We start from the raw sequence: 21,678 nt of genomic DNA, 5'->3' as shown, positions 1-21,678 counted from the left end.
AGAGATTGTGGTGACTCGGTTCAGGTTTTGTTGTTATTACCTTTGTCGTAAGGGCGTTCCGGCCAGTGGTGCTTGGGATAACGGCCCTTGAGCTCACTGCGCACCCGCAGGTAGCCGTTGCGCCAGAACGACCGGAGATCGCTGGTCACGGCGGTGGGGCGGCCGGCGGGGGACAGCAGGTGCACCACCACCGGAACTCCGGCGATGAGCGGCGTGTCCGCCCACTTCATGGCGTCCTGGAGACGGACGTGCAGGGCCGGCTGGTCCTGCGTGTAGTCGACCTTGCCCTGGCCGATGCGTTCCGGCGCGAGTTTGTCGAACTCAGCCGCCTCCGGCCACGGCAGCAGACTCCGCAGCAGTGCCACCGTGTCGATCTTGGCCAGGTCGGAGCGCTTCTTCGCCTTGCCGAGATCGATCGCGCGGATCAGGCGTTCGTCGTCGACGCTCGGCCAGTCGCGGGTCCGGTGCAGGAACGCCATCCGCTCGCGCAGGCGTTCGGCGGCGTCGGTCCACTTGAGCAGGCCCAGGCCTTCGGCTTCCAGGCCGAGGCGGAGCGCCTGCTGCGACTTGGCGAGGTCGTTGAGCTTGCGTTCGCCGAGGGTGATGGCGCCGAGCTTGCGGACCTCGTTCGCGATGACGTCGCCGTTCCACCTGATGTCGTCGACCGTGTGCACGAGGGCTGCCGCGGCGGTGACGGCGAGTTCCTCGTCGGCAGGGGCGGCGAGGCGGACGCGGCCGTGCTTGCTGCCCGGTTCGCGGTCGGCGATCGCGACCGCCAGCCACTGGAACTGCGAGTCGGTGTGCTCGACGGCCGTGCCGTTGGCCATCAGGTAGACGTTGCTGTTCTTGGACCGGCGTTTCGCCAGCCGTTCCGGGTAGGCGAGGGCGACGACCAGCGCGGGGTCGCCGTTGCCTGCCGGGTTGGAGCCGAGCTTCTCCAGCTTCTTGACCTCCTGGCGCCACTTGCCAGGGGCCTTCAGCGCGGTCGCGAGGTCGGTCGTGCTGGTGTGCGTGCTGTCGTCGAGCAGCGCCACGACCTCGGCGGCGGTCCGGTTGCCCGCGAGCGCGCTGCCGTCGATGAGGGCGCGGCCGAGCCGGGGGTGCAGGCCGACGCTCGCGATGCGGTCGCGGCGATCGGGGGCGAGCGCGCCGATCGCGTCGAGGGTCTCCTGTGCCGCCTTGAGCGCACCCTCAGGTGGGGCGTCCCACCAGTTCAGGCCGCTGCCGTCCGGGGTGCCCCACACCGCCAGTTCGAGGGCGAGCCGGGTGAGGTCGGCGGTCTTGATCTCCGGTTCCGGGTAGCGGGGGAGCGTCGAGTGCTCGTGTTCCGGCCAGCAGCGGTAGACGCGGCCGGGGGCCTCACGTCCGGCGCGTCCGGCGCGTTGCTCGGCGACGGCCTGGGAGACGCGGATCGTGGCGAGGCCGGCGAGACCTCGGCGGTGGTCGACTCGCGGTACTCGGGCCAGGCCGGCGTCCACGACCGCTCGCACGCCGGGGACCGTGAGGCTGGACTCGGCGATGCTCGTGGCGAGGACGACCCGCTGGTTCGAGCCGCGTTTGAGGGCCGCGTCCTGGGTCTGGGCGTTGAGCTGGCCGTGCAGGATCACGGTTTCCACGTTGAGCAGGCTCGCGGTCCGGTTGATCTCCCGGACTCCCGGCAGGAACGCCAGCACGTCTCCGTCCACTTCGGACAGTGCTTTGTTGATGGCCCTGGCGACCGTGGTCTCGATGTGCTCTTTGCGCGCGGGCGGGACGTAGGTGATCTGCGTCGGGAACATGCGCGACTCGGTGTGCAGGACCGGGGCGTTGAGCAGATCGGAGAGTCGTTGCGCGGCAACGGTTGCTGACGTGGCCAGGAGTTTGAGGTCCGGGCGCAGGCCCGCTTTGGCGTCCAGCAGGAGCGCGAGCAGGAGGTCGGCGTCGAGGTGGCGCTCGTGGACCTCGTCCAGCAGAACCGTGCCGACGCCCTTCAACTCCTGGTCGTGTTGCAGCCTGCGGACGAGAAGACCGCTGGTCACGACCTCGATTCGGGTGTGCCTGCTGGTCTTGCGGTCGCCCCTGACCGAGTAGCCCACGGTGTGGCCGACGGGTTCGCCCAGCAGGCTCGCCATGCGGGCGGCGGCTGCTCTGGCGGCGATCCTGCGTGGTTCGGCGACCACGACCCTGCCTTCGAGCGCGAGCGGAACCAGCGTCGTCTTGCCGGTTCCCGGTGGCGCGACCAGCACGGCGGCCCCGTGCTCCTGGAGTTGCTCCAGGAGTTGGGGGAGAACGGATTTCACCGGGAGATCGGGCAGGTCCACGTCGATGAGTGTGTCAGGGTGGTCGCATGGGGATGATCGGCGTGGCTACCGCGGTCCTGTCGGTGTTGCGGTCCGGGCGGACCGTGCGGCAGTGGAGGCACGTGCCGGAGGTGTCGGCGTCGTCCGTGGACGCGTCCGTCCTGGCCGTCGTGCCGGCGCGCGACGAGGAAGCCACGTTGCCGCGGTTGTTGCCCGGTCTGGTCGGGCAGCCGGGTGTGCGTGTCGTGGTGGTGGACGACGCTTCCGGGGACGGCACGGCCGCCGTCGCGCGGTCGCTGGGCGCCGAGGTGGTCGAGTCGACCGGCCCGGCACCTGGCTGGGCGGGGAAGACGCGCGCGATGCATCTCGGTGTCGCGTCCGCCAGGGACGAAGAGTGGCTGTTGTTCGTGGACGCCGACGTGACCTGCACGCCTGACCTGGTCGGACGGCTGGTGGCGTCGGCGACGGAGCTCGGTGCGGACCTCGTGTCGTCGGCGGCGCGCGGCACCGGGCCTGCCTGGTGGTTCCTGCTGCCCGCGTTCAACACGCTGGTGTTCGAGGGCTCGCCGCCGGACGGCCGCGGGGCCACGGCGCTCGCGGTCGGCCATTGCATCCTGGTGCGGCGGGCCGCGTTCGAGGCCGCCGGTGGCTGGGAGGCGATCGCGGGGACCCACGCGGACGACGTCGGCCTGGGGACGTTGATCAGGGACTCCGGCGGGTTCGTGAAGTTCGTCGACGCCTCGGCGTTGCTGACGACCTCGGGGATCGACACGTTCGGCGACTGCTGGCGGTCGTTGCGCAAGAGCATCCAGCCGGCGTTCCGGGAGATGTTCGGGCCGTGGGGACGGGTGTTGCTGGTGGTCGCGGGGCTGTTGCACCTCGTGTACGGGCTGGTCCCGCTGCTGCGGTGGCGGTCGCCGTGGTCGTGGCTGGCGTGGTTCGCGCAGACCGTGCCGCACCGCGAGTTCCTGCGCCGGAACGGGCAGCAGGAGACCGCGGCTGTGCTGGCGCCGCTGTCGTGGGCGACGATTGGGGTGTTCCTGTTGGACTGCGCGTTGCGTCCAGGTGCCCAGTGGAAGGACCGCCGCGTTGGTTGACCCGTTGCGCGACCCGGACGACCCGGAGCTGCTCGACCCCTACCAGTCGAGGTCGCTCGCGATCCTGGTGGAAGGGGCGCGGCTCGCGTCCGGCGCCGTCCGGTACGGCAAGGTCGGCAAGGTTGGTTCCGCGGCCGTGGTGATCAACCGCGAGAACCCGCTGCCGTCCGGCAACTTCGGCTGCGCGCTGGACGGGACGTCGGTCGAGGTCGCGTCGACGTTGCTGCAGCTCGAGCACACGTTCGCCGCGGCGGGGAGGGCGGAGGCCGTCGTGTACGCCTCGCCGACCACTGTGGACGAGATCGAGGGCATCGCCGACGACTCCGGCTGGTACGCGGTCGAGGAGCTGCAGACCGTCGTTCATCGCGGGTCTGCTTCGGCTGCCCCGGACGTCCGGCGGGCGGTCGACGCGGACGTTCCCGGGATCGTCGAGCTCCTGTCCGACGAGTTGGTCGGCAACCGGGAGCGGTTGTCGCGGTGGCTCGGGCATCGGCTGGACGACCCGCGGTGCCTGGTGCTGGTGATTCAGGACGGCGACCGGATCGGCGGGTTCGTGTCGGGGTTCGCCGAACGCGGTGTGGGCCTGGTCGAGCAGTGCGTGGTGCGTCCGGCGCGACGACGTCGGGGCGTGGGGCGGTCGTTGGTGGTGTCCGCTGTCGCCGCGTTGCGTTCGTCCGGCGCGATGCTGCTCGCGTCCCAGGTGGACGAGGGCCCGGGGGAGCGGTTCGCCGAGGCGTGCGGGTTCGCGGCGGCCTATCCGGTGACGGCATATGTACGCAGAGTGGATGAGCTGCTCGACTGAATTGGTTAGTTGCTGCGTGACATATCCTTAGCAGGGCTAAGGGAGGCTTTGTGCGCGAGCGGTTGCCGGTCGAGGTGTGGGTTCTGGTCGCGGCGAGTTTCATCATCGCCGTGGGGTTCGGGATCGTGGCACCTGTTCTGCCGGTGTACGCGTCCTCGTTCGGTGTCGGTCACACCGCTGTCGCGGCTCTGATCAGCACCTTCGCGTTCGTGAGGCTGGCGTTCGCGCCGGTGAGCGGCAAACTGGTCAACCGGTTCGGCGAGCCTCGGGTGTACATCGTCGGGATCCTGATCGTCGCGTTCGGCACCGCGATGTCCGGGTTCTCGACGAGCTACGCCGAGATGCTGTCGTGGCGCGCGCTGGCCGGTGTCGGCTCGACGATGTTCACGGTCGCCGCTCTCGGGCTGCTGATCCGGATCACGCCGGCGCCGATGCGCGGGCGGGCGTCCGGGATGTGGGCGGCGGGGTTCCTGATCGGCAACATCGCCGGTCCGATCATCGGCGCCGGGCTCGTGCCGTTCGGGCTGTGGGTGCCGTTCGTGTCGTACGGCCTGTTGCTGTGCGTCGCGGCGTTCGTTGTCTGGATCTTCCTCCGGCGGTCGACACTGGTCGCGCTGGACCGGACCAACACCGAAGTGCCCATGACGGTGCGCGAGGCCGCACGGCACCCCGCATACCGTGCGGCGCTGGCGTCCGGGTTCGCGAACGGCTGGGCCGTGTTCGGCGTGCGGATCTCGCTGGTGCCGGTGTTCGTCATCGAGGCGCTGGAGCACAGCGCGGCCGTGGCGGGCATCTCGATGTCGGTGTTCGCGGCCGGCAACGCCGCGATGCTGTTCCTGTCCGGCCGGATCGCCGACACCCGCGGCCGCAAGCCCGTCGCCATCGTCGGTCTCGTCGTGAGTGGTCTCGCCACGGTCGGGATGGGCTTCACCGGCGACCTGTGGACGTTCATGGCGGCGTCGTTGATCGCGGGTATGGGCGCGGGCCTGCTGAACCCGCCGCAGAACGCGGTCGTGGCCGACGTCATCGGCGCGCGCGGCAAGGGCGGACCCGTGCTCGCGGGCTTCCAGATGGTGACGGACCTGGGCGCGATCATCGGCCCGATGGCCGCGGGCCTGCTGGCCGACTCGTTCGGCTTCGGAGCGTCGTTCGCCATCACCGGCGCCTCGCTGCTGCTGGCCGTGGGCTTCTGGTTCGTCGCTCCCGAGACCCTGCCCACACACGAGGAGGAACACACGGCTGCCGCGGTGGCGCCGGAGTGCGGCTGCCTCGACGAAAGCGCCGAGATTCCGACCGGCGAACGCGTCGGCGGCAAGCCACGTCACCCTGAAGCGTGATTGCGCGCTCAGCTTTCTTTTAGTTTGTGTCGCTACCCTCGTCGCCGTGGGTGGAGCAGAGCGCAGTGCGCGGAAGAAGAAGCAGGCCGCGCGTGCGGTGGTCCAGGCTCGTTCGTCGGGTTCTGACCGCACGAAGGTCATCGCGGGCATCGCCGTCGTGGCGGTGCTCGCCGTCGCGGTCATCGGTTACGTCATCTTCCAGCAGATGAAGCCGTCCACGTCGGGCACGGACGCCATTCCGCTGGCGCCGGCCGACCACACGATCTCGGCGCCCGCCGTCCGTGACGGCAGCACCGTGCTCGTCGGCAAGGACACGGCCACCGCGACCGTCGACGTGTACGAGGACTTCCTGTGCCCGATCTGCGGCACGTTCGAGAAGACCTACGGCACCGACATCAAGAAGGCCGTCGAGGACGGCAAGGTCAAGATCCGCTACAACATCCTGCCGATGCTCAACCGCGCGTCGAATCCGGAGGGCTACTCGACCGAGTCGGCCAACGCCGCCCTGTGCGTGGCCGACGACGGCAAGTTCAACGCGTTCCACGCGGCGCTGTTCAACTCGCAGCCCGAGGAAGGCGACGCCGGCTACACCAAGGACCAGCTCATCAAGCTGGGCAAGGAGGTCGGCGTGACCTCCGCTTCGTTCGAGTCGTGCGTGCAGAACCAGACCTACAAGTCGCAGCTGGACGAGCTGATGTCCAAGACCAGCAACGATCCCGTTCTGAAGGACGGCGAGACGGGCCGCTTCCGCGGCACGCCCAGCGTCGCCTCCGGCGGCAAGCTCGTCGACCTGGACAACAAGAACTGGCTGTCCGACCTGGCTAGGTAAGTCCGTCGATCGGCGCCTGGCCCTGAGTCCATCGGGCCAGGCGTTGTGCTTTGCCCACCTCGGTGCGCGGCAGCTTGCCCGGCGCGAGTACGTGCACTTGGCACGTGATGCCCAGGCGTTCCTTGAGCTTGTTCGTCAGTTGGCTCTTGACGTCCTCTGTGGACTCGACGGCCACGTGCAGCTGCGCCGTGGTGGTCCGGCGGTCCTCGACGATCAGGTAGTGCGGGCTCGCGAGGTCCAGCACGACGGCCTCGATCTCCGTGGGGAACACGTTCACGCCCCGGATGACGAGCATGTCGTCCTTGCGTCCCTTGAGCTTGCTCATTCTTTTCAGGGTGCGCCGTCCTGCCGGTTCGTGCAGGGTCGCCACGTCGCCCGTGCGGTAGCGGAGGAGTGGCATGCCGGTCTTGGTGAGCGTGGTGAAGATGAGCTCGCCGTCGTCCGTCTCCGGGTAGAAGTGGTCCTCGGCGATGTTGAGAAGCCCTTCGGAGTCAAGGGATTCGCACGCCACACCCGGTCCGATGATCTCGGACAACCCGTAGATGTCCAGCGCCCTGATGTTCAGCCGCTGCTGGATCTCCTGCCGCATCTCGTCCGTCCACGGCTCGGCGCCGAAGACGCCGACCTGGAGGGAGTTCTCGCCGAGGTCCTCCGCCAGTCGCAACGCGTACGACGGCGTGCAGCACAGCACGTCCGGCTTGAGGTCCTCGATGAGCCGGACCTGCCGCTCCGTCATACCGCCCGACATGGGGATGACGGTGGCGCCGAGCTTCAGGCCACCGTGATGCACCCCGAGCCCGCCCGTGAAAAGCCCGTAGCCGTAGGCGTTGTGGACGATCGAACTCGTGGTCGCGCCCGCGCCCTTCAACGCCCTGGCCATCACCGTGGCCCAGATCTCGACGTCGTTGGCCGTGTAGGGGATCAGCGTCGGCCTGCCGCCGGTGCCGGACGACCCGTGCACGCACACGATGTCCTCCTGCGGCGCGATCCGCAGCCCGAACGGATAGTGGTCCCACAGGTCCTGCTTGCTGATCGTGGGCAGCAAGTGGATCTCGTCGAGCCGCACGTCTGTGCCGCGCGTCACTCCCGAATCCCTGAGCCTGGAACCCTGGAGGTTGTCCGTGCTCAGCAGACGGTCGACGAGTGCTCGCAGACGCTGTTCCTGCAGCTCGTGACGGGCCTCGGGGTCCATGCACTCGATCTTCGGGTCAAGCGGTGCTCCGGCGGTCATCACCCGGTCCTACCAGCCTGAATGCGCTTTGGATACCCCCGATTTTTATCTTGTGGCGTCGATGTTGTACGGTATTGCCACACGAGAACGGCAGGGAAACCTACCGGGAACGTGGACCTTCAAGGGGCTGTGGCGCAGCTGGTAGCGCATCACACTGGCAGTGTGAGGGTCAGGGGTTCGAGTCCCCTCAGCTCCACGCATTGGATGGCGAGTGCTCGCAAGAGCACTCGCCATTTTTGCGTTTCGCTCATGTTTTCTGGGGGCCGAGCCCCCAGGCCCCACGCCGGGGGCAAGCCCCCGGACCCCCCCGTAGGTTGACCGGCGGTCGAGGTTCTTGCGATTGTCGCTGGTCAGCTATGTCTTGTGTTCGTGAAAGTGCTGCGCCACAACCATTTTCTGCTTTCGGGCTGGGATGCTGGGTACTCTCGGACCGCCTGACGGAAGGACACGGGTGGACGACTCGTCGAAGGTTGGTCGGCATGCTCGCGCGGTGCTGGGCGCCGCGGAGGAGTTTCGCGCCGAGGCGGCAGGGGTGCGTGCGGAACCGGAGCGGCTGCTTGCGCTCGCCCGCTCGAGGTACGAGGCGATCCGGGACTCGCTGGTGGCCGAACGGCTCCGCGCCATGCCGGTGGACAAGCTTCGGGACACCAAGGCGAACCTGCGGCTGAGCACGCTGAAGGCCGCCGGGTATCGGACTGTCGCCGATGTCGCCGAGGCGCGGTTGGAACAGCTTGACGGCGTGCCTGGGGTCGGGCGGCAGTCCGCCGAGCAGATCGTGCGGGTCGCCCGCGCCGTTGTCGACGGCGTCGCGCGGGACACGACTGTCCGGTTGAACCCCGATCGCGCTGATCGTGCCCAGACCGAGTTGCTGCAGCTGATGTCCAAGCTGCGCAGGGCGAATCAGCTCGTCGGGCCGCTGCGCGAGCCGCTCGGGGACGTGCTGGGCAGGGTCGACGCCGACGTGCGTGCCGCGTCCCGTGCCTGGAGCCGGGTGCGGATGTTCTTCTCGTTGCGGAAGAACCGGCAGGCCGCCATCGAGTCGCTCGACCGGCTCGAGGCCCTGCTGGCCAGTCGCGACGTGGCGGCGTTGCGGGCGGTGGGCACGCAGCTGCGCGTGCCGGACCTGGACCACCGCTCGCTGTGGCGCGACTACGAGCGCGACGCGGCCGCCTACAACACGCTGCTCGCCGACCTCGCCGGTGCGGAGGCGGCGCCGGATCGCAGTGCTGCCAAGGGTTTCGTCCCGGCCGACATCGAGCACGAGGTCGACGCGACCACACTGGACACCAGTCTGCTGAAGGTGGCGCTGCGCGGCTACCAGGTGTTCGGGGCCAAGTTCGCGCTGGCCCGCAAACGCGTCATCATCGGCGACGAGATGGGACTGGGCAAGACGATCGAGGCCATCGCGGTGATGGCCAGCCTCGCCGCCGGCGGGCGACGTGGGTTCCTGGTGGTCTGCCCGGCGAGCGTCGTCGTCAACTGGGTCAACGAGATCGCCAGGCACAGCGACCTCGTGCCGCACCGGATGCACGGCGCGGGCCGCGACGGCGCGGTCGGCGAGTGGCTGGCGCAGGGCGGAGTCGGCGTGACGACGTTCGGCACGTTGCCGAAACTGGTGCTGCCGAGGAGGTTCCGCCCGGCGCTGGTCGTGGTCGACGAGGCGCACTACGTGAAGAACCCGGACACGCAGCGCTCACAGGCGGTCAACACGATCGTGCAACGTGCGGAGCGGGCGATGCTTCTCACCGGCACGCCGATGGAGAACCGCGTCGAGGAGTTCCGCACCCTGGTCGCCTATCTCCAGCCGAGCGTCGCGGCCCACACCGGTGCCACCGACGCCGTCGTGGGGGCGAAGGCCTTCCGCCGTGTGGTCGCACCGGTGTACCTGCGGCGCAACCAGGAGGACGTGCTGGGGGAGTTGCCGGAGCTGCTCGAGGTGGAGGACTGGGTCGAGTTCGGCAAGCAGGACCGGGGCGCGTACCTCGAGGCGGTGCGCGAGGGGAACCTGATGGCGATGCGCCGCGCCGCCTACGCGCCGGGCACTCCCGACGGCTCGGCGAAGCTGGAACGGCTGCTGGAGATCATCGAGGAGTCGAGGGACAACGGCTGGAAGGTCGTGGTGTTCTCGTACTTCCACGACGTGCTGGACGCGGTCGCGAACCACCTCGAGGTCTTCGGTCCGCTGACCGGCGCGACGTCGGCGCAGGGCCGCCAGGAACTGGTGGACGCGTTCACGGCGTGTGAGGACCACGCGGTGCTGGTGGCCCAGATCGAGGCGGGCGGCGTAGGCCTCAACATCCAGGCCGCGTCCGTGGTGATCATCACCGAGCCGCAGTGGAAGCCGAGCACGGAGGACCAGGCGATCGCCCGTTGTCACCGGATGGGCCAGGTCCGCAAGGTCCACGTGCACCGGTTGCTGATCAAGGACAGCGTGGACGCGCGGGTGCAGGAGATCCGCGACCACAAGACCCTGCTGTTCGACCACTACGCGCGTGAAAGCGACACGAAGCACTCGCACGCGAGCGCGCTGGACTCGGCGGTGTCGGTGGAGCAGCGAGTGGTGCGGGCCGAGCAGCAGCGCCTCGGTCTCTAGGCGCTGGACGCCGCTTTCAGACACGACAAAACCCGGCCGGATGAGTCATCCGGCCGGGCTTCGGTGTCGTCCTGCTTGCCGCTGAGAGTTCAGTGGCGGGCGAGGGGACTAGGCGGGAACGATGTTCTCCGCCTGCGGGCCCTTCTGGCCCTGCGTGATGTCGAAGGAGACCTTCTGGCCCTCCTGGAGCTCACGGAAGCCCTGAGCGGCGATGTTCGAGTAGTGGGCGAAGACGTCGGCGCCGCCACCGTCCTGCTCGATGAAGCCGAAGCCCTTTTCAGCGTTAAACCACTTGACGGTTCCGGTGGCCATGGTGCACTCCAAGCATAAATGTGGCGCCCGCACTGCGCGGGGCCGGGTAATCCGTCATGGCCGAAGACTCCGAACAGCAAAATGCCCGTGACCTGCGATCACGGGCGAACGGTACTTCGTAGCCATGACTGATGAGATCACCGTACACGGTCAGGCCGCCGAGGTCTGCATCAGATGGCCTAAATTTTGGATTTCACTTGAAATGGTGGCGGTGGTCACTCAGGCGTTCGAGATTTCCGGGGGCTCGCGGCACGTGTCGATCGGCACCCCTGAGGGCCTGACCTGCGGCATCCGAAGTGGCCGGTCGGGACTTCGGGGCACGGTGGTGACGTCCCTAGCGTCGGGGGTGTGACGGACAACAAGATCTTCTTGCCGAGGTTCGGGGCCGTGTGCGGGGTTGTGCTCGCCCTGTCGATCGGGTTGCCGGGAGCCGTTGAGGCCTTCACCGGGGAGACGGCGGTCACCAGCGCGGTGATCGGGTTGGGGACGGCTTTCGGGGCGCCCGCGGTTCTGGCGTTGCACGGGCACCAGGCGCACGCGTCGGGGAGGTTCGGGGCGGTCGCGTTCGCCGCGAACCTGCTCGGGCTCGGGTTGTTCACCGGGGTGGCGTTCGCGCTGAACCTGGTGATCTTCTTCCTGGAACCAGGGCAGGTGGCGCCGCTGACGCAGGTGGTGGTGAAGGTGGCCTCGCTGGTGTTCGTGGCCGGCACCGTGTTGTTCGGGGTGTCGATGGTGCGGGCGAAGGTGTTCCCCGCGGTGCCGGCCTGGGGGTACGGGATCAGTTTCGTGTTGCTGGCCGTGTTCGCGGCGCTACCGGACACGCCGTTGTCAGCGCTGGTGCACGTCGTGTGTGCGGCGGTGCTGGTGTGGCTGTCTGTCGCGGTGTGGTCGGCGCGTCCGGCACTAGCCTGAGCGGCATGTACACCTCGCGGCCCGCGTTCTGGGTCTCGCCTGTGATGTGTGCCGCGGTGCTGGTCGCGGGGGTGTACGCGGCGGTGTCCGGGCTTGGCTACACGAGCGTGCCCTTGCTGGTCGGCGGGCTGGTGGTGCTGGTGGCCGCGGACCTCGTGGAGTTCCGGCGTTATCCGGTGCGCACGCCCAAGGTGGTGGCGGCAGGATTGTTGGTGCTGCGCGTGGTTCTGTACGTGGGACTGGCCTATGTGGACGGTTCCGGGCTGGCGCGGGTGATGTTGCTGCTCGTGCCGTTCACGGCCTACTTCGCGTTCGGGCAGGGCGTCGCGGTCGTGCTTGCGGTGGCGTGCTTCGCGGTGGCCGTGGTGAGCTCTCCGGACTGGTACGCCGATCTCGAACAGGCGTCGGACCTCGTGATGTTCGCCGTGGGGCTGGTGCTCACCACCACCATGGCGGCGGTAGCGGTGCGCGAGCGCGACGGGCGGATCCGGTTGCAGGAGTCGCATCGGACGGTCGCGGAACTGTCGGCGGCGGCGGAACGGGCGCGCGTGGCCAGGGATCTGCACGACGACCTCGGGCACCATCTGACGGCGATCGTGGTGTTGCTGGAGAAGGCCGCCGCGTTCCACGACCTCGAACCGGGCACGGCGAAGACCGCGGTGCTCGACGCCGAACGGTCGGCGCGGCGGGCGTTGGGCGAGGTGCGGGAGTCGGTCCGGTCGCTGCGCTCGTTCCACCTGCCGGCCGCCCTGGACGAACTGGTTGCGGGGCAAGGGGATGTGACGTTGACGGTCAGCGGCTCGCCCGAGGCTCACGACACAGGTGCGTTGCACGCCTTGTATCGGGCGGCGCAGGAGGGCATCACCAACGCGCGCAGGCACGCCGCTGCCGGCAGCATCGCCGTCGCGGTCGAACTCGACGCCGAGCGGGCGCGGCTGACCGTGGCCGATGATGGACGTGGCATGGGTGCCGCGGCGGAGGGGTTCGGGTTGCTCGGGATGCGGGAACGGGTCGCGCTGGCCGGTGGACGGGTCGACCTCGCCAGTTCGCCGGGTGGCACGACGCTGACGGTGACGATTCCGGTGAGGACGGCGTGACGCGCGTGCTGGTCGTCGACGACCAGCGGTTGATCCGGGAGGGCATCGCGTCGCTGCTGGGACTGCAACCCGGCATCGAGGTCGTCGGCACCGCCGCGGACGGGCACGAGGCCGTCGAACAGGCGGTGACGCTGGCCCCGGACGTGGTGCTGATGGACGTGCGGATGCCCGGCCTCGACGGAGTGGAGGCGCTGGCGTTGCTGCGGAGGCGCGCGCCCGCCTGCAAGGTCGTCATGCTGACCACGTTCGACGACGAGGACTACGTGGTGCGTTCGCTGCGTGCGGGTGCCACGGGCTATCTGCTCAAGGACCTGCCGTCCCAGGAACTCGCGGCGGCGGTCAAGCTCGCCGCGGCGGGCGTGGCCCAGTTCGACCCGGCCGCGGCGGCCCGGCTGGCGGCGGTGCTCGGCCGGTCCGACGGCCATCGCGAACCGCTCACCGTGCGCGAGGTCGAGGTGTTGCGGCTGGTCGCCGGTGGGGCGACGAACAAGGAGATCGCCGAGCGCCTGCACCTGTCGGAGGGCACGGTGAAGAACCACATCTCGCGCATTCTCGGCAGACTCGGACTGCGGGACCGGACGCAGGCCGCGCTTTATGCCCAGTCGCACGGACTTGTGTAACGACGCGTGGCGAAGGTCGCGATGTGGCGGCCATGACCGTTTTCCAGCAGCTGTCGAGGACAGCCGCGATCGCTGCCGGTTTCCTGCTCGTGGTGTCCGCGTGCGGCTCCCCGGAGCCTGCGGGGCTCGCGGCCGATCTCACCACCACGACCACGACGACCACCAGTTCGGCCGTCACGACGACCACGCCTCCGCCGGTGACCGTGGAGTCCATCGTGGACGGTCGTACGGCGATGTTGTCCAACGGCACCAAGGTTGTGCTGTCCGGACTCGCGCAGCCAGGGGAGTGCTGGGCCGCGTCGGCCGTAGAGTTCGCGACGAAGACCCTGGTGGGCAAGCCCGTCCAGGTCGCGGCGTCGCGACTGCTGCTGGCCGACGGCACGGACTACGCGGTCCTGGCTGTGGGACAGGGCACCGCACGTGCGATCGCTGGGGCGGACACGGCGATCCAGGTCGCGGAGACAGCTGCCAAGCGGGCGACGATGGGTTTCTGGGGTCCGTCGTGCGGCGGCCTCGACGTGAAGCCCGCGCCTGCCGTGGCACCGCCCGTCGCGCCACAACCACAACCACAACCACAACCACAGCCCGCGCCACCTGCGCCGGCGCAGGTGCGCTACGCGAACTGCACCGCGGTGAAGGCGGCCGGCGCGGCGCCGCTCTACCGGGGACAGCCCGGTTACAGCTCGGCCCTCGACCGCGATGGTGACGGCGTGGCCTGTGAGAAGTAGCTAGAAGCCGCCGCGCTCCAGCACGTTGCGCGCCTCCCGCAGCTCACGGTCGCCCTCGGCCTCGTCGAGGGCACCGGGCAGCGGCGGGTTCGTGTCCTTCTCCGCCACACACTCCTCCGGTTTCGGGCGGTCGGGCAGCGCGTCCCACTTGTTCTCGCTCATGAATCCAGTGTGCCCTGACAAACCGGTGGCCGCCGGTGTCAGCGGAATGTCAGCGGCTCTCGCAATCCTTCAGTCGAAACGAAGCTTCCCCGGCACGACTGGGGTGTGCTGGGGCCGGTAAAACGGGACAAAGGGTTGATCGTGCTGAAGAAATTCACTTTTGTGGCATTGATGGGCGCGCTGGTCAGCGCGTCCTTCGGGGCGGGTGTCGCGAACGCGGCGACGGACCGCAACGGTTCCTGCGAGTCGGGCGAGTTCTGCCTGTACTACAACAGCGACAACGCGGGCTCGGTGTCGGACTTCGCCGACTCGATCGCCGACTACGGCGACTCGCAGCCGAGCTGCTACGAGTTCAAGAGCGCCGGCAACGGCCAGGGCGTGTGCGTCAAGAACAACGCCGCGTCGGTCTGGAACAAGTCCAGCAAGGCCGTCACCGTCTTCTACAACAGCAACTACGGTGGCGCGAAGCAGACGTTCGCGGCCGGCGCCAAGGGCAACCTCAAGGCCGAGCTGAAGAACGAGAACGCCTCGCACCGCTTCGGTGACGCCGGTGGCGACCCGGACCCGTCGCCGGGCACCTACCCGGCGCCGCCGACCAACAACCAGCCGTCCGAGGCCGTCCGCGCGCCTCAGGCCAGCAAGCGCACCGCGTTCGTGCGGACGCAGATCTCCACGCTGACCAACGAGAAGCAGTGCTACGTGGGTGACTACCGTTCGGGTGAGTCCTCGACGAGCAACCACAACACCGGCAACGCGCTCGACTGCACCATCTCGAACGCGATCGGCTCGTACCCGAACGCCACGCAGAAGGCCCAGGGCTGGAAGCTGGCCTACTGGCTGCAGAAGCACGCCGTGAAGCTCGACGTCCGCTACGTGATCTGGCAGGGCAAGATCTGGAGCGTCGCCCGCGCGTCCGAGGGCTGGCGCAACTACACCGCCGGCAGCGGTGTGACCGGTGGCCACTACGACCACGTCCACGTCTCGATGCAGAACCCGTACGGCGACTGATCTGAGTTCGTTTCCGGAAAGGCGAGCGCTCGACGCGCTCGCCTTTCCGGCGTTTCAGGACCTCAGGTCGTGGACGATCAACGACGCCGAGAGCAGCCGGATGTCCGTGGGATCGGCAGGGTTGTAGCCGGTGAGCTCGGTGACGCGGCGCAGGCGGTAGTTGAGCGTGTTGCGGTGCAGGTGCAGCTCGTCGGCCGTGCGGTGGCGGTTGTGGTCGCTGTTGATGAACGTCCGGAGCGTGTGCAGCAGGTCGGGGTGCTCGGCGAGCCGGTCCATCACGCGGGCCAAACGTTTGCGGCCGGGGCCGGGGCGGCAGAGCTGGTACTCGAGCAGCACGTCGTCGAGGACGTAGGCGCCGGGCGGACGTCCGAGGCGCTGGGCCAGTTCGGCGATGTCGGCGGCCTGACGGGCGGCGGCGGGAACGTCCTCACGGCGCTCCGCCGCGGCGATCCCGCCGATCAGGACGGTGCCCGCGGCGGTGTGCAGGCTGCGGACCAGCTCGGCGGCGTCCTCCAGGTCCGACTCGACGGTCTCCGTGGTGGTGGGCAGCAGCACCGTCCCGCCGTCGTGGTCCAACGCCGAGAGGGCGTGCTTCGGCAGTTCGGCTCGTAGGCGCCGCACGAGACCATGGACGGCGAGCCGTGCGTCGGCGCCCTCGGCCAGTGACGGCGCGTCGACTCGCACGGCGACGACGACGTGGTGGCTGGACAGCTCCAGCCCGATCCGTTCGGCCAGCGGCTCGGCCTCCCTGCCGGTCAGCAGGGCCGCGACCAGCGCACGACCGGCCTCGCGGCGTTCGGCGTGCAGGGCCTGCTGCTCGGCGAGGTACGACCCGGCCACGGCGGGAACGGCGACGCTCAGGTACCGCAGCAGCGCCGGCACCGTCGCCAGCAGGTCAGGCACCTCGTCCGGCTCGGCGACGGCGGCCATCGCCTCCCAGCCGACGGTCGCGGCGACGTGGTAGGTGCTGAGCACGATGTCGAGAGGAACGCCCTGCTGAGCGCGGCGCACCGCCGTGGCGATCTGCATGTCGAGCTCCTCGGGCGCGGGCGGCCGCTGTTCCCGCAACGCGCGCAGGAAGACCTGCAGGTGCCGCGTCACCGCTTCGGTGATCTCGCGGTCGACCAGCTGGTGCGGCAGCTGCCGATACGTCGCGGATCTGGCGAAGAACGCCTCCAGCACCCTCTCGGCGATGCGCGGGATCTGCGTCGCGACGCGGTCGTACAGCGGCGAGTCGGGGTTCGGTGCCTGGATGTCGACCACCGCCAGAGGCTTGCGCATCCGCGAGCCGCAGGCGATAGCCCGTTCCGGTGTGGTTGCTTGCACGAAAGAGGGACACCCCCGTTGTGCACGTGCCCCAAACATTTGACCCTATCGAGTGATGGCCGATGAGGACGGCTGTGTCGCGCGGTCAGAATCAGGCGTTGTGAGCAGCGTCGAAGAATGCATGAAGTTGTTGCTGCGTCGCGGGTTCCGGCGGACTGTCGTGCACGATCGGTTCACGTGCGCCAACGCTGTGATGTTCAGACGGGTGTGGCGCGGCACCAACGAGACGGTGCTCGCGTTATCGGAGTCAGAGGCTCTGGCCTATCGCGTGGCCGAGAGCGACGCGGACCCCGCGGACCCGTTCGTCGTCGATCCCGATCTGGCGATGTGGCAGTGCGGTGGCGAGTTCCTGGACGTCGCGGGCCAGTTGCTGGGGCTGCCCGCCGCGCCGGGACAGTCCGCGTTCGAGGGGAAGTAGTAATCTCGTCCGGTGGGTGAGACCGACCGGATCGGAGTGTTCTACGACGGCACGTGGTTCGCCTACCTGAGCGATTTCTACGCCACCGCGCACCCCAGGGGCGCGCGCATCTCTCTTGACGGCCTGCACGACGCGTTGCGCTGGTACGTCCACACGGAGACGGGTCGTCCACTGGACGAGTGCGTGGTCGCCGAGGCGCATTACGTTCGCGGTCGTATCGACACTCCCGCTGAATCTTTCGACCGTGTGCTGGCCGCGGCCGGCATCACGCGGCACGACCTGCCGTTGCACAACGGCAAGGAGAAGGGTGTCGACGTCCTGCTCGCGCTGGAGGCGTGGGACCGGGCGACGACGGTGCCGTTGCAGTGGGTCGTGCTGCTGACCGGCGACTCGGACTTCGCTCCGCTCGCGGAGAGGCTGGCGGCGCGAGGTGTGCACGTGATCGTGCCGGTGGTGGACATCCGGACGGTGCAGGCACCACCCGCGTGGACGCCGCGCACCGCGGCGCCGTTGCGGGCCGCGACGCCGTTCACACCGGGGTTCGACGCGTTGTTCGCGCCCGGTGACCAGGCCGATTACCCGTTGCGGCGCGCTTTCGTGCGGTCGTCGCAGGTGGTGGCGTCGCCGGTCGGAGCGCCGCGTGGACGTCGCAAGGGCACGGTGGCCAGCTGGAAGACCGGGCAGGCGCACGGGTTCATCACCGACACGCGCGGCGGGTCGTGGTTCGTCTCGCGCGACGAGTTGCCGTCGGGACTGACCCTGCTGCTGGCGGGCACGACGGTGTCGTTCACCGGGTCGCCCTCGCCGTTGCCCGGCCGCAAGTACCCGAGGGCGCAGGCCGTCCGGCCGGAATGACAATTGTCATCCGGACCTGGTGACGCTGCCTCACTACTGGTGCGGGCCCCGGCCGACCAGGCTCAACGCCATGGAAACGGTGCTCGAAGTACGGGGCGCGAGGCACGACTACGGTGCCACGCGAGCGTTGGACGGCGTTGATCTCGACGTCGGCGCGGGGGAGTGTGTGGCGCTGCTCGGGCCGAACGGAGCGGGCAAGACGACGCTGGTCAACCAGGTGATCGGGCTGCTGCCCGCCAAGGCGGGGTCGGTGCGCGTGCGCGGCGGAGATCCGCGGGTCGCGGCGACCCGGCGGCACCTCGGGGTGGTGCAGCAGTCGCTCGGTTTCCCGAACACCCTGAAGGTGTCCGAGCTGGTCACGGGGGCCGCGGTGCGGGCGGGCAAGCCCCGGTCGGCGGCCGGGCCGGTGATGGCCGAACTCGACCTGACCGACCTGGCTGGACGGCGAGCGGCCAAGTTGTCGGGCGGTCAGAAGCAACGGCTGCAGCTCGCGATGGCGCTGGTCGGCGATCCGCTGTTGCTGGTGCTGGACGAGCCGACGGCGGGCCTGGACGTGCCCGCCCGCAAGCGGTTCTGGCAGATCCTGGCCGAACGGCGTGAGCGCGGGACCGGCGTGCTGCTCACCACGCACATCATCGAGGAGTCCTCGGCCGTCGCCGACCGCGTCGTCGTGCTCGACCACGGCCGCGTGCTCGCCGAGGGCACGCCGGACGAACTGGTCGCGCGGCTGCCCGACCGCACGGTCATCGCCCGGACGGGTCTCAGCTTGGAGCGGCTCCAAGCGCTGCCCGGTGTCGTGTCGCTGCGCAACGACGGCGAGCACGTCCACCTCGGCACGCGTGCGCCGGAAGCGTTGCTGCGAGTGCTGCTCGCAGAGGACCCCGGCCTGACCGACCTGCGGGTCGAGGGCGCCGGGCTGGAAGAGGCAGTGGCCGGTCTGATCGAGAGGGGTGCGGCGTGACGGTGCACATTTCCGGGCACAGTGCCGGGAAGGTCTTCGGTGTCGAGCTCGCGGACGAGCTAAGGGGTATCGTCCGCGAACCCGCCGCGTTGTTCTTCTCCATCGTCATGCCGGTGGCGTTCTTCGCGCTCTTCGTGTCGCTGTTCGGGAAGTTCAGCGACGGCGGGCTGTCCTCCGGCACCACGATGATCGCCACGTTCGGCGCGTTCGGCGTGATCTCGGTCGTGCTGATGAACCCCGGCATCGGCGTCGCGGCCGACCGGGAACGCGGCTGGCTGCGGGCGAAGCAGGTGTCCGCGGTGCCGATCGGCGTGACGCTGGCGGCGAAGGTGGTGGCGGCACTGCCTTACGCGGCGGGGGTGCTGGTCGCGATGACGGCGACGGCGGCCGTAACGGGTGCGTTGAACGCGCCGTTGCCCGCGCTGCTCAGGGTTCTGGGCGTGCTGGTGGTCGGGGCTCTGCCGTTCGCGTTGCTGAGCCTCGCGATCGGGTTCCAGGTCGGCTCGGGTGCCGCGGCCGCCGTGCTCAACGCGATCCTCATCCCGTCCGCCGTCGTGTCCGGACTGTGGATGCCGCTCGACATCATGCCCGCGTTCTTCCGTGACGTGGCGCAGTTCCTGCCGACCTACCACCTGTCACAACTCGCTCGCGCGCAGCTCACCGGCGGTCCCGTGCTGACGCATGTGCTGGTGTTGCTGGGCACGGCGATCGTGGCTGCGGTGCTCGCGGCCGTGTCGTATCGTCATGCGCGGTCATGAGAAAAGTCGCTGGGATCTCCCGCTGGTTGCACCTGATCTACCTGGGGAACCTGCTGTGGGCACCGATCTTCGACCCGGCCACGGACTGGGTGGACTGGGCGCTCGTCGCCGTCGTCGCCGTGGCCTTCGTCCCGATGTACGTGCTGGCGTGGCGGCGGCCGGACCGGGTGCGCTGGTGGTGCCTCGTGCCGACGGTGGTGCTCGGTGCGTTGACGACGCCGTTCAACGCCGGCGCCGCCGTGCTCTTCGTCTACGCGGGGGCGTTCGCTGGCCTCGCGGAGTCACGTCGGGTGGCGATGCGGTGGTTCGTCGGCCTGACCGCGTTGATCTGCGTGTTCGGCGTGGTGTCGGTCGTCGAGATGCCGTACCGGCTGTGGGCGCTGCTGCCGTCGCTGATCTTCCTGTGGGTGATCGGCATCGTGCAGGTCGAGTGGTCCGAACGGGACCGCGAGGGATCCGACCTGCGCATCCGCACCGCGCGGATCGAGCACCTCGCCACCATCGCCGAACGTGAGCGCATCGCCCGTGACCTGCACGACCTGCTCGGCCACACGCTGACCGCGATCGTCCTGCGCGCCCAGCTGGTCGCCGCGGATCCCGCGCGGGCGCAGGAGGAAGCGGCCGAGATCGAACGCACCGCCCGCGCGGCGCTGGGTGAGATCCGCGACGCCGTCACCGGCTGGCGCAGCGCGTCGCTCGAGACCGAACTGGAGGCGGCGCGCACCGCGTTGGCGAGCCTCGGCGTCGAGGTCGTCGTGCGCAGGGATCCCGGACTGGTGATCGTCGGCTCGACCGAGCACGAACTGGCGCTCGCGCTGCGGGAGGCCGTGACGAACGTGGCCCGGCACGCGCGGGCCAGGACGTGCCACATCGGTGTCGAGGCCCGCGAAGGCGAACTGCGGCTGGTGATCGCCGACGACGGCATCGGCGGGCACGCGCCGGAGGGCAACGGGTTGACGGGCATGCGCGAACGGATCGCCGCGCTCGGCGGCCTGGTCGCACGCACCGCCGCGGCCGGCACCACCGTCACCATCGCCGTTCCGCTGAAGGTGGCCACGTGATCAGGGTGGTGCTGGCGGAGGACCAGGCGATGGTGCGCGGCGCGTTCGCCCAGTTGCTCGACCTGCAGCCCGACGTCACGGTCGTCGCGACCGCGGGGGACGGCGACGAAGCCATTGCGGCCGTGGCGGAACACCGTCCCGACGTGCTGCTGACCGACATCGAGATGCCGGGCCGCACGGGGCTGGACGTCGCCCAGGAACTGAGCTCCCGAGGCGACCCGACGCGCGTCCTGATCATCACGACGTTCGCCCGCAGCGGGTACCTGCGGCGCGCGATGGACGCGGGCGTCGCGGGGTACGTGCTGAAGGACGCGCCGATCGCCGACCTGGTCTCGGCACTGCGTCGGGTGCACGCCGGCGAACGCGTCGTGGCCGCCGAGCTCGCGATGGCCGCGTGGGACAGCGCCGATCCGTTGACACCGCGCGAACGCGAGCTGCTGCACGAGGTCACGACCGGCGCGAGCAACGCCGACATCGCGGCCCGGCTGAACCTCGCCGAGGGCACGGTCCGCAACTACCTGTCGACCGCGATGGCGAAACTGGGCGCGCGCAACCGTTCCGAGGCGGCGAACACCGCCCGCGAACGCGGCTGGCTCTAGTTCTTGCGCTGCACCATTTCGTTGATCCAGATCGGAGCGAACGGCGACGTGCAGCCCGCCGGCGTCGGGTAGTCCCTGAGGACCTCCAGGCGTTCGCCGATCTCGATCGCACGGGCGCGCAGTGACGGGTGCTCGATCCCGATCTGAGCCAGGCAGTGGTTCATCGCCCACTGCAGCCGTTCCGGGGCGTCCTTCATGTCCTTCTCGATGACGTCGAGCAGACCGTCGAGGTCCAGGCCCTCCGGCTGCTTCGCCACGCGGTCGACGGTCAGCGCCCAGCCCGCGCTCGCGACCACCGGGTCCGGGTCGTCGAACCACAGCACGCGCAGTTCCTCGGTGTGCGGGCCCTTCTTCACGACGTAGTTCACGAGCCAGTCGTGCACCTTGGGGCGCTTGGCCTCGCGCAGCATGGTGTCGAGCCGGTCGCGCGAGAACGCCTTGGGGCGGCAGATCAGCAGGGCCAGCAGCCGGGCCGCGGTGTCGCCCGTCGCCCACAGTTCGAGCGAGAGGTCCTGCTGGGTCTTGAGGCGCTTCGCGATCGCGCGGAGCTTGCCGAGGTTCACGCCGTGGTCGTCGCCGTGCTTCTCGTTCACCGCGCGCGCTTTGGGGTCGTCGAGCGCGGCCAGTTCGGCCATCAGCCCGGTCACCGTCTCTGCCACCGCTCGACCTCCCGTTCGCCACCGATGCCCGACA

At 69.4% G+C, this 21,678-nt stretch carries 22 protein-coding genes and 1 tRNA gene; 17 read left to right on the top strand and 6 right to left on the bottom strand.

Features of this window, described 5'->3' with window-relative positions; all coding sequences use genetic code 11:
• Positions 1-20: 20 nt before the first annotated feature.
• A complete protein-coding gene (hrpB, locus tag OG205_RS26495; RefSeq protein WP_330270762.1) occupies positions 21-2,300 on the bottom strand; it encodes an ATP-dependent helicase HrpB in 2,280 nt (759 codons plus the stop codon).
• Positions 2,301-2,326: 26 nt separating this feature from the next.
• On the opposite strand from hrpB, the gene OG205_RS26490 reads away from it, so the two are divergent.
• Genes OG205_RS26490 through OG205_RS26475 form a run of 4 tightly spaced genes read left to right on the top strand, consistent with a single transcriptional unit; the run spans position 2,327 to position 6,344 of the window.
• Positions 2,327-3,376 (top strand): glycosyltransferase, encoded by a 1,050-nt coding sequence (locus OG205_RS26490; protein WP_330270761.1) that lies wholly within the window; start codon positions 2,327-2,329, stop codon positions 3,374-3,376.
• The gene (locus OG205_RS26485) at positions 3,369-4,178 is read left to right on the top strand and encodes a GNAT family N-acetyltransferase (RefSeq protein ID WP_330270760.1); all 810 of its coding nucleotides are present in this window, start codon (positions 3,369-3,371) and stop codon (positions 4,176-4,178) included. Before OG205_RS26490 ends, OG205_RS26485 begins: the two co-directional genes overlap by 8 nt.
• Positions 4,179-4,228: 50 nt before the next feature.
• On the top strand, positions 4,229-5,515 hold the full coding sequence (locus OG205_RS26480; protein WP_330270759.1) for an MFS transporter: 1,287 nt from the start codon (positions 4,229-4,231) through the stop codon (positions 5,513-5,515).
• Positions 5,516-5,561: 46 nt separating this feature from the next.
• Positions 5,562-6,344, top strand: coding sequence for a DsbA family protein (locus tag OG205_RS26475; protein WP_330270758.1), 783 nt, complete (start codon positions 5,562-5,564; stop codon positions 6,342-6,344).
• Here OG205_RS26475 and OG205_RS26470 read toward each other — a convergent pair.
• Positions 6,337-7,575, bottom strand: a complete 1,239-nt coding sequence (locus tag OG205_RS26470) for a phenylacetate--CoA ligase family protein (protein WP_330270757.1) — start codon at positions 7,573-7,575, stop codon at positions 6,337-6,339. The two genes, OG205_RS26475 and OG205_RS26470, sit on opposite strands and share 8 nt — an antisense overlap.
• Before the next feature lie 123 nt (positions 7,576-7,698).
• Here OG205_RS26470 and OG205_RS26465 point away from each other — a divergent pair.
• Positions 7,699-7,771 (top strand) — tRNA-Ala (locus tag OG205_RS26465).
• Between the two features lie 294 nt (positions 7,772-8,065).
• The gene (locus OG205_RS26460; RefSeq protein WP_330270756.1) at positions 8,066-10,168 is read left to right on the top strand and encodes a DEAD/DEAH box helicase; all 2,103 of its coding nucleotides are present in this window, start codon (positions 8,066-8,068) and stop codon (positions 10,166-10,168) included.
• 108 nt (positions 10,169-10,276) lie between these two features.
• Here the strand turns inward: OG205_RS26460 and OG205_RS26455 are convergent, their stop codons facing one another.
• A complete protein-coding gene (locus OG205_RS26455) occupies positions 10,277-10,480 on the bottom strand; it encodes a cold-shock protein (RefSeq protein WP_030475722.1) in 204 nt (67 codons plus the stop codon).
• Between the two features lie 348 nt (positions 10,481-10,828).
• On the opposite strand from OG205_RS26455, the gene OG205_RS26450 reads away from it, so the two are divergent.
• From OG205_RS26450 to OG205_RS26435, 4 genes are read left to right on the top strand one after another with little or no spacing between them, the layout of a single operon-like run.
• The gene (locus tag OG205_RS26450) at positions 10,829-11,392 is read left to right on the top strand and encodes a hypothetical protein (RefSeq protein ID WP_330270755.1); all 564 of its coding nucleotides are present in this window, start codon (positions 10,829-10,831) and stop codon (positions 11,390-11,392) included.
• 5 nt (positions 11,393-11,397) lie between these two features.
• Entirely contained in the window at positions 11,398-12,489 is a 1,092-nt protein-coding gene (locus OG205_RS26445) for a sensor histidine kinase (RefSeq protein ID WP_330270754.1), read from the top strand.
• The gene (locus OG205_RS26440) at positions 12,486-13,109 is read left to right on the top strand and encodes a response regulator transcription factor (RefSeq protein WP_330270753.1); all 624 of its coding nucleotides are present in this window, start codon (positions 12,486-12,488) and stop codon (positions 13,107-13,109) included. The genes OG205_RS26445 and OG205_RS26440 overlap by 4 nt, the downstream gene beginning before the upstream one ends.
• Before the next feature lie 32 nt (positions 13,110-13,141).
• Positions 13,142-13,837, top strand: coding sequence for an excalibur calcium-binding domain-containing protein (locus OG205_RS26435; RefSeq protein WP_330270752.1), 696 nt, complete (start codon positions 13,142-13,144; stop codon positions 13,835-13,837).
• On the opposite strand, the gene OG205_RS26430 is transcribed toward OG205_RS26435, so the two are convergent.
• Complete coding sequence (locus tag OG205_RS26430) at positions 13,838-13,999, bottom strand: hypothetical protein (RefSeq protein ID WP_330270751.1); 162 nt, start codon at positions 13,997-13,999, stop codon at positions 13,838-13,840.
• Positions 14,000-14,140: 141 nt separating this feature from the next.
• On the opposite strand from OG205_RS26430, the gene OG205_RS26425 reads away from it, so the two are divergent.
• The gene (locus OG205_RS26425; protein ID WP_330270750.1) at positions 14,141-15,007 is read left to right on the top strand and encodes a peptidase inhibitor family I36 protein; all 867 of its coding nucleotides are present in this window, start codon (positions 14,141-14,143) and stop codon (positions 15,005-15,007) included.
• Positions 15,008-15,061: 54 nt separating this feature from the next.
• On the opposite strand, the gene OG205_RS26420 is transcribed toward OG205_RS26425, so the two are convergent.
• Positions 15,062-16,288 carry a PucR family transcriptional regulator gene (locus OG205_RS26420; RefSeq protein WP_330270749.1) on the bottom strand — a complete coding sequence of 409 codons (1,227 nt, stop codon included), beginning with the start codon at positions 16,286-16,288 and terminating at the stop codon, positions 15,062-15,064.
• 166 nt (positions 16,289-16,454) lie between these two features.
• Here OG205_RS26420 and OG205_RS26415 point away from each other — a divergent pair, with 166 nt between their 5' ends.
• The 6 genes from OG205_RS26415 (at position 16,455) to OG205_RS26390 (ending at position 20,985) form a co-directional block, all read left to right on the top strand.
• Complete coding sequence (locus tag OG205_RS26415; protein ID WP_330270748.1) at positions 16,455-16,751, top strand: hypothetical protein; 297 nt, start codon at positions 16,455-16,457, stop codon at positions 16,749-16,751.
• 12 nt (positions 16,752-16,763) lie between these two features.
• A complete protein-coding gene (locus OG205_RS26410) occupies positions 16,764-17,606 on the top strand; it encodes an NYN domain-containing protein (protein WP_330270747.1) in 843 nt (280 codons plus the stop codon).
• A 70-nt stretch (positions 17,607-17,676) separates the two neighbouring features.
• A complete protein-coding gene (locus OG205_RS26405; RefSeq protein ID WP_330270746.1) occupies positions 17,677-18,567 on the top strand; it encodes an ABC transporter ATP-binding protein in 891 nt (296 codons plus the stop codon).
• Positions 18,564-19,325 (top strand): ABC transporter permease, encoded by a 762-nt coding sequence (locus OG205_RS26400; protein WP_330270745.1) that lies wholly within the window; start codon positions 18,564-18,566, stop codon positions 19,323-19,325. Before OG205_RS26405 ends, OG205_RS26400 begins: the two co-directional genes overlap by 4 nt.
• Entirely contained in the window at positions 19,322-20,386 is a 1,065-nt protein-coding gene (locus OG205_RS26395; RefSeq protein ID WP_330270744.1) for a sensor histidine kinase, read from the top strand. The genes OG205_RS26400 and OG205_RS26395 overlap by 4 nt, the downstream gene beginning before the upstream one ends.
• Positions 20,383-20,985 carry a response regulator transcription factor gene (locus OG205_RS26390; RefSeq protein ID WP_330270743.1) on the top strand — a complete coding sequence of 201 codons (603 nt, stop codon included), beginning with the start codon at positions 20,383-20,385 and terminating at the stop codon, positions 20,983-20,985. Before OG205_RS26395 ends, OG205_RS26390 begins: the two co-directional genes overlap by 4 nt.
• Here the strand turns inward: OG205_RS26390 and OG205_RS26385 are convergent.
• Positions 20,982-21,620, bottom strand: coding sequence for a DNA alkylation repair protein (locus OG205_RS26385; protein WP_330278232.1), 639 nt, complete (start codon positions 21,618-21,620; stop codon positions 20,982-20,984). The two genes, OG205_RS26390 and OG205_RS26385, sit on opposite strands and share 4 nt — an antisense overlap.
• Positions 21,621-21,678 lie beyond the last annotated feature (58 nt).

It is taken from the genome of Lentzea sp. NBC_00516 (assembly GCF_036346835.1).
In the GTDB taxonomy this organism is placed as follows: domain Bacteria; phylum Actinomycetota; class Actinomycetes; order Mycobacteriales; family Pseudonocardiaceae; genus Lentzea; species Lentzea sokolovensis.
This window is presented reverse-complemented; position numbering and strand designations above follow the sequence as displayed.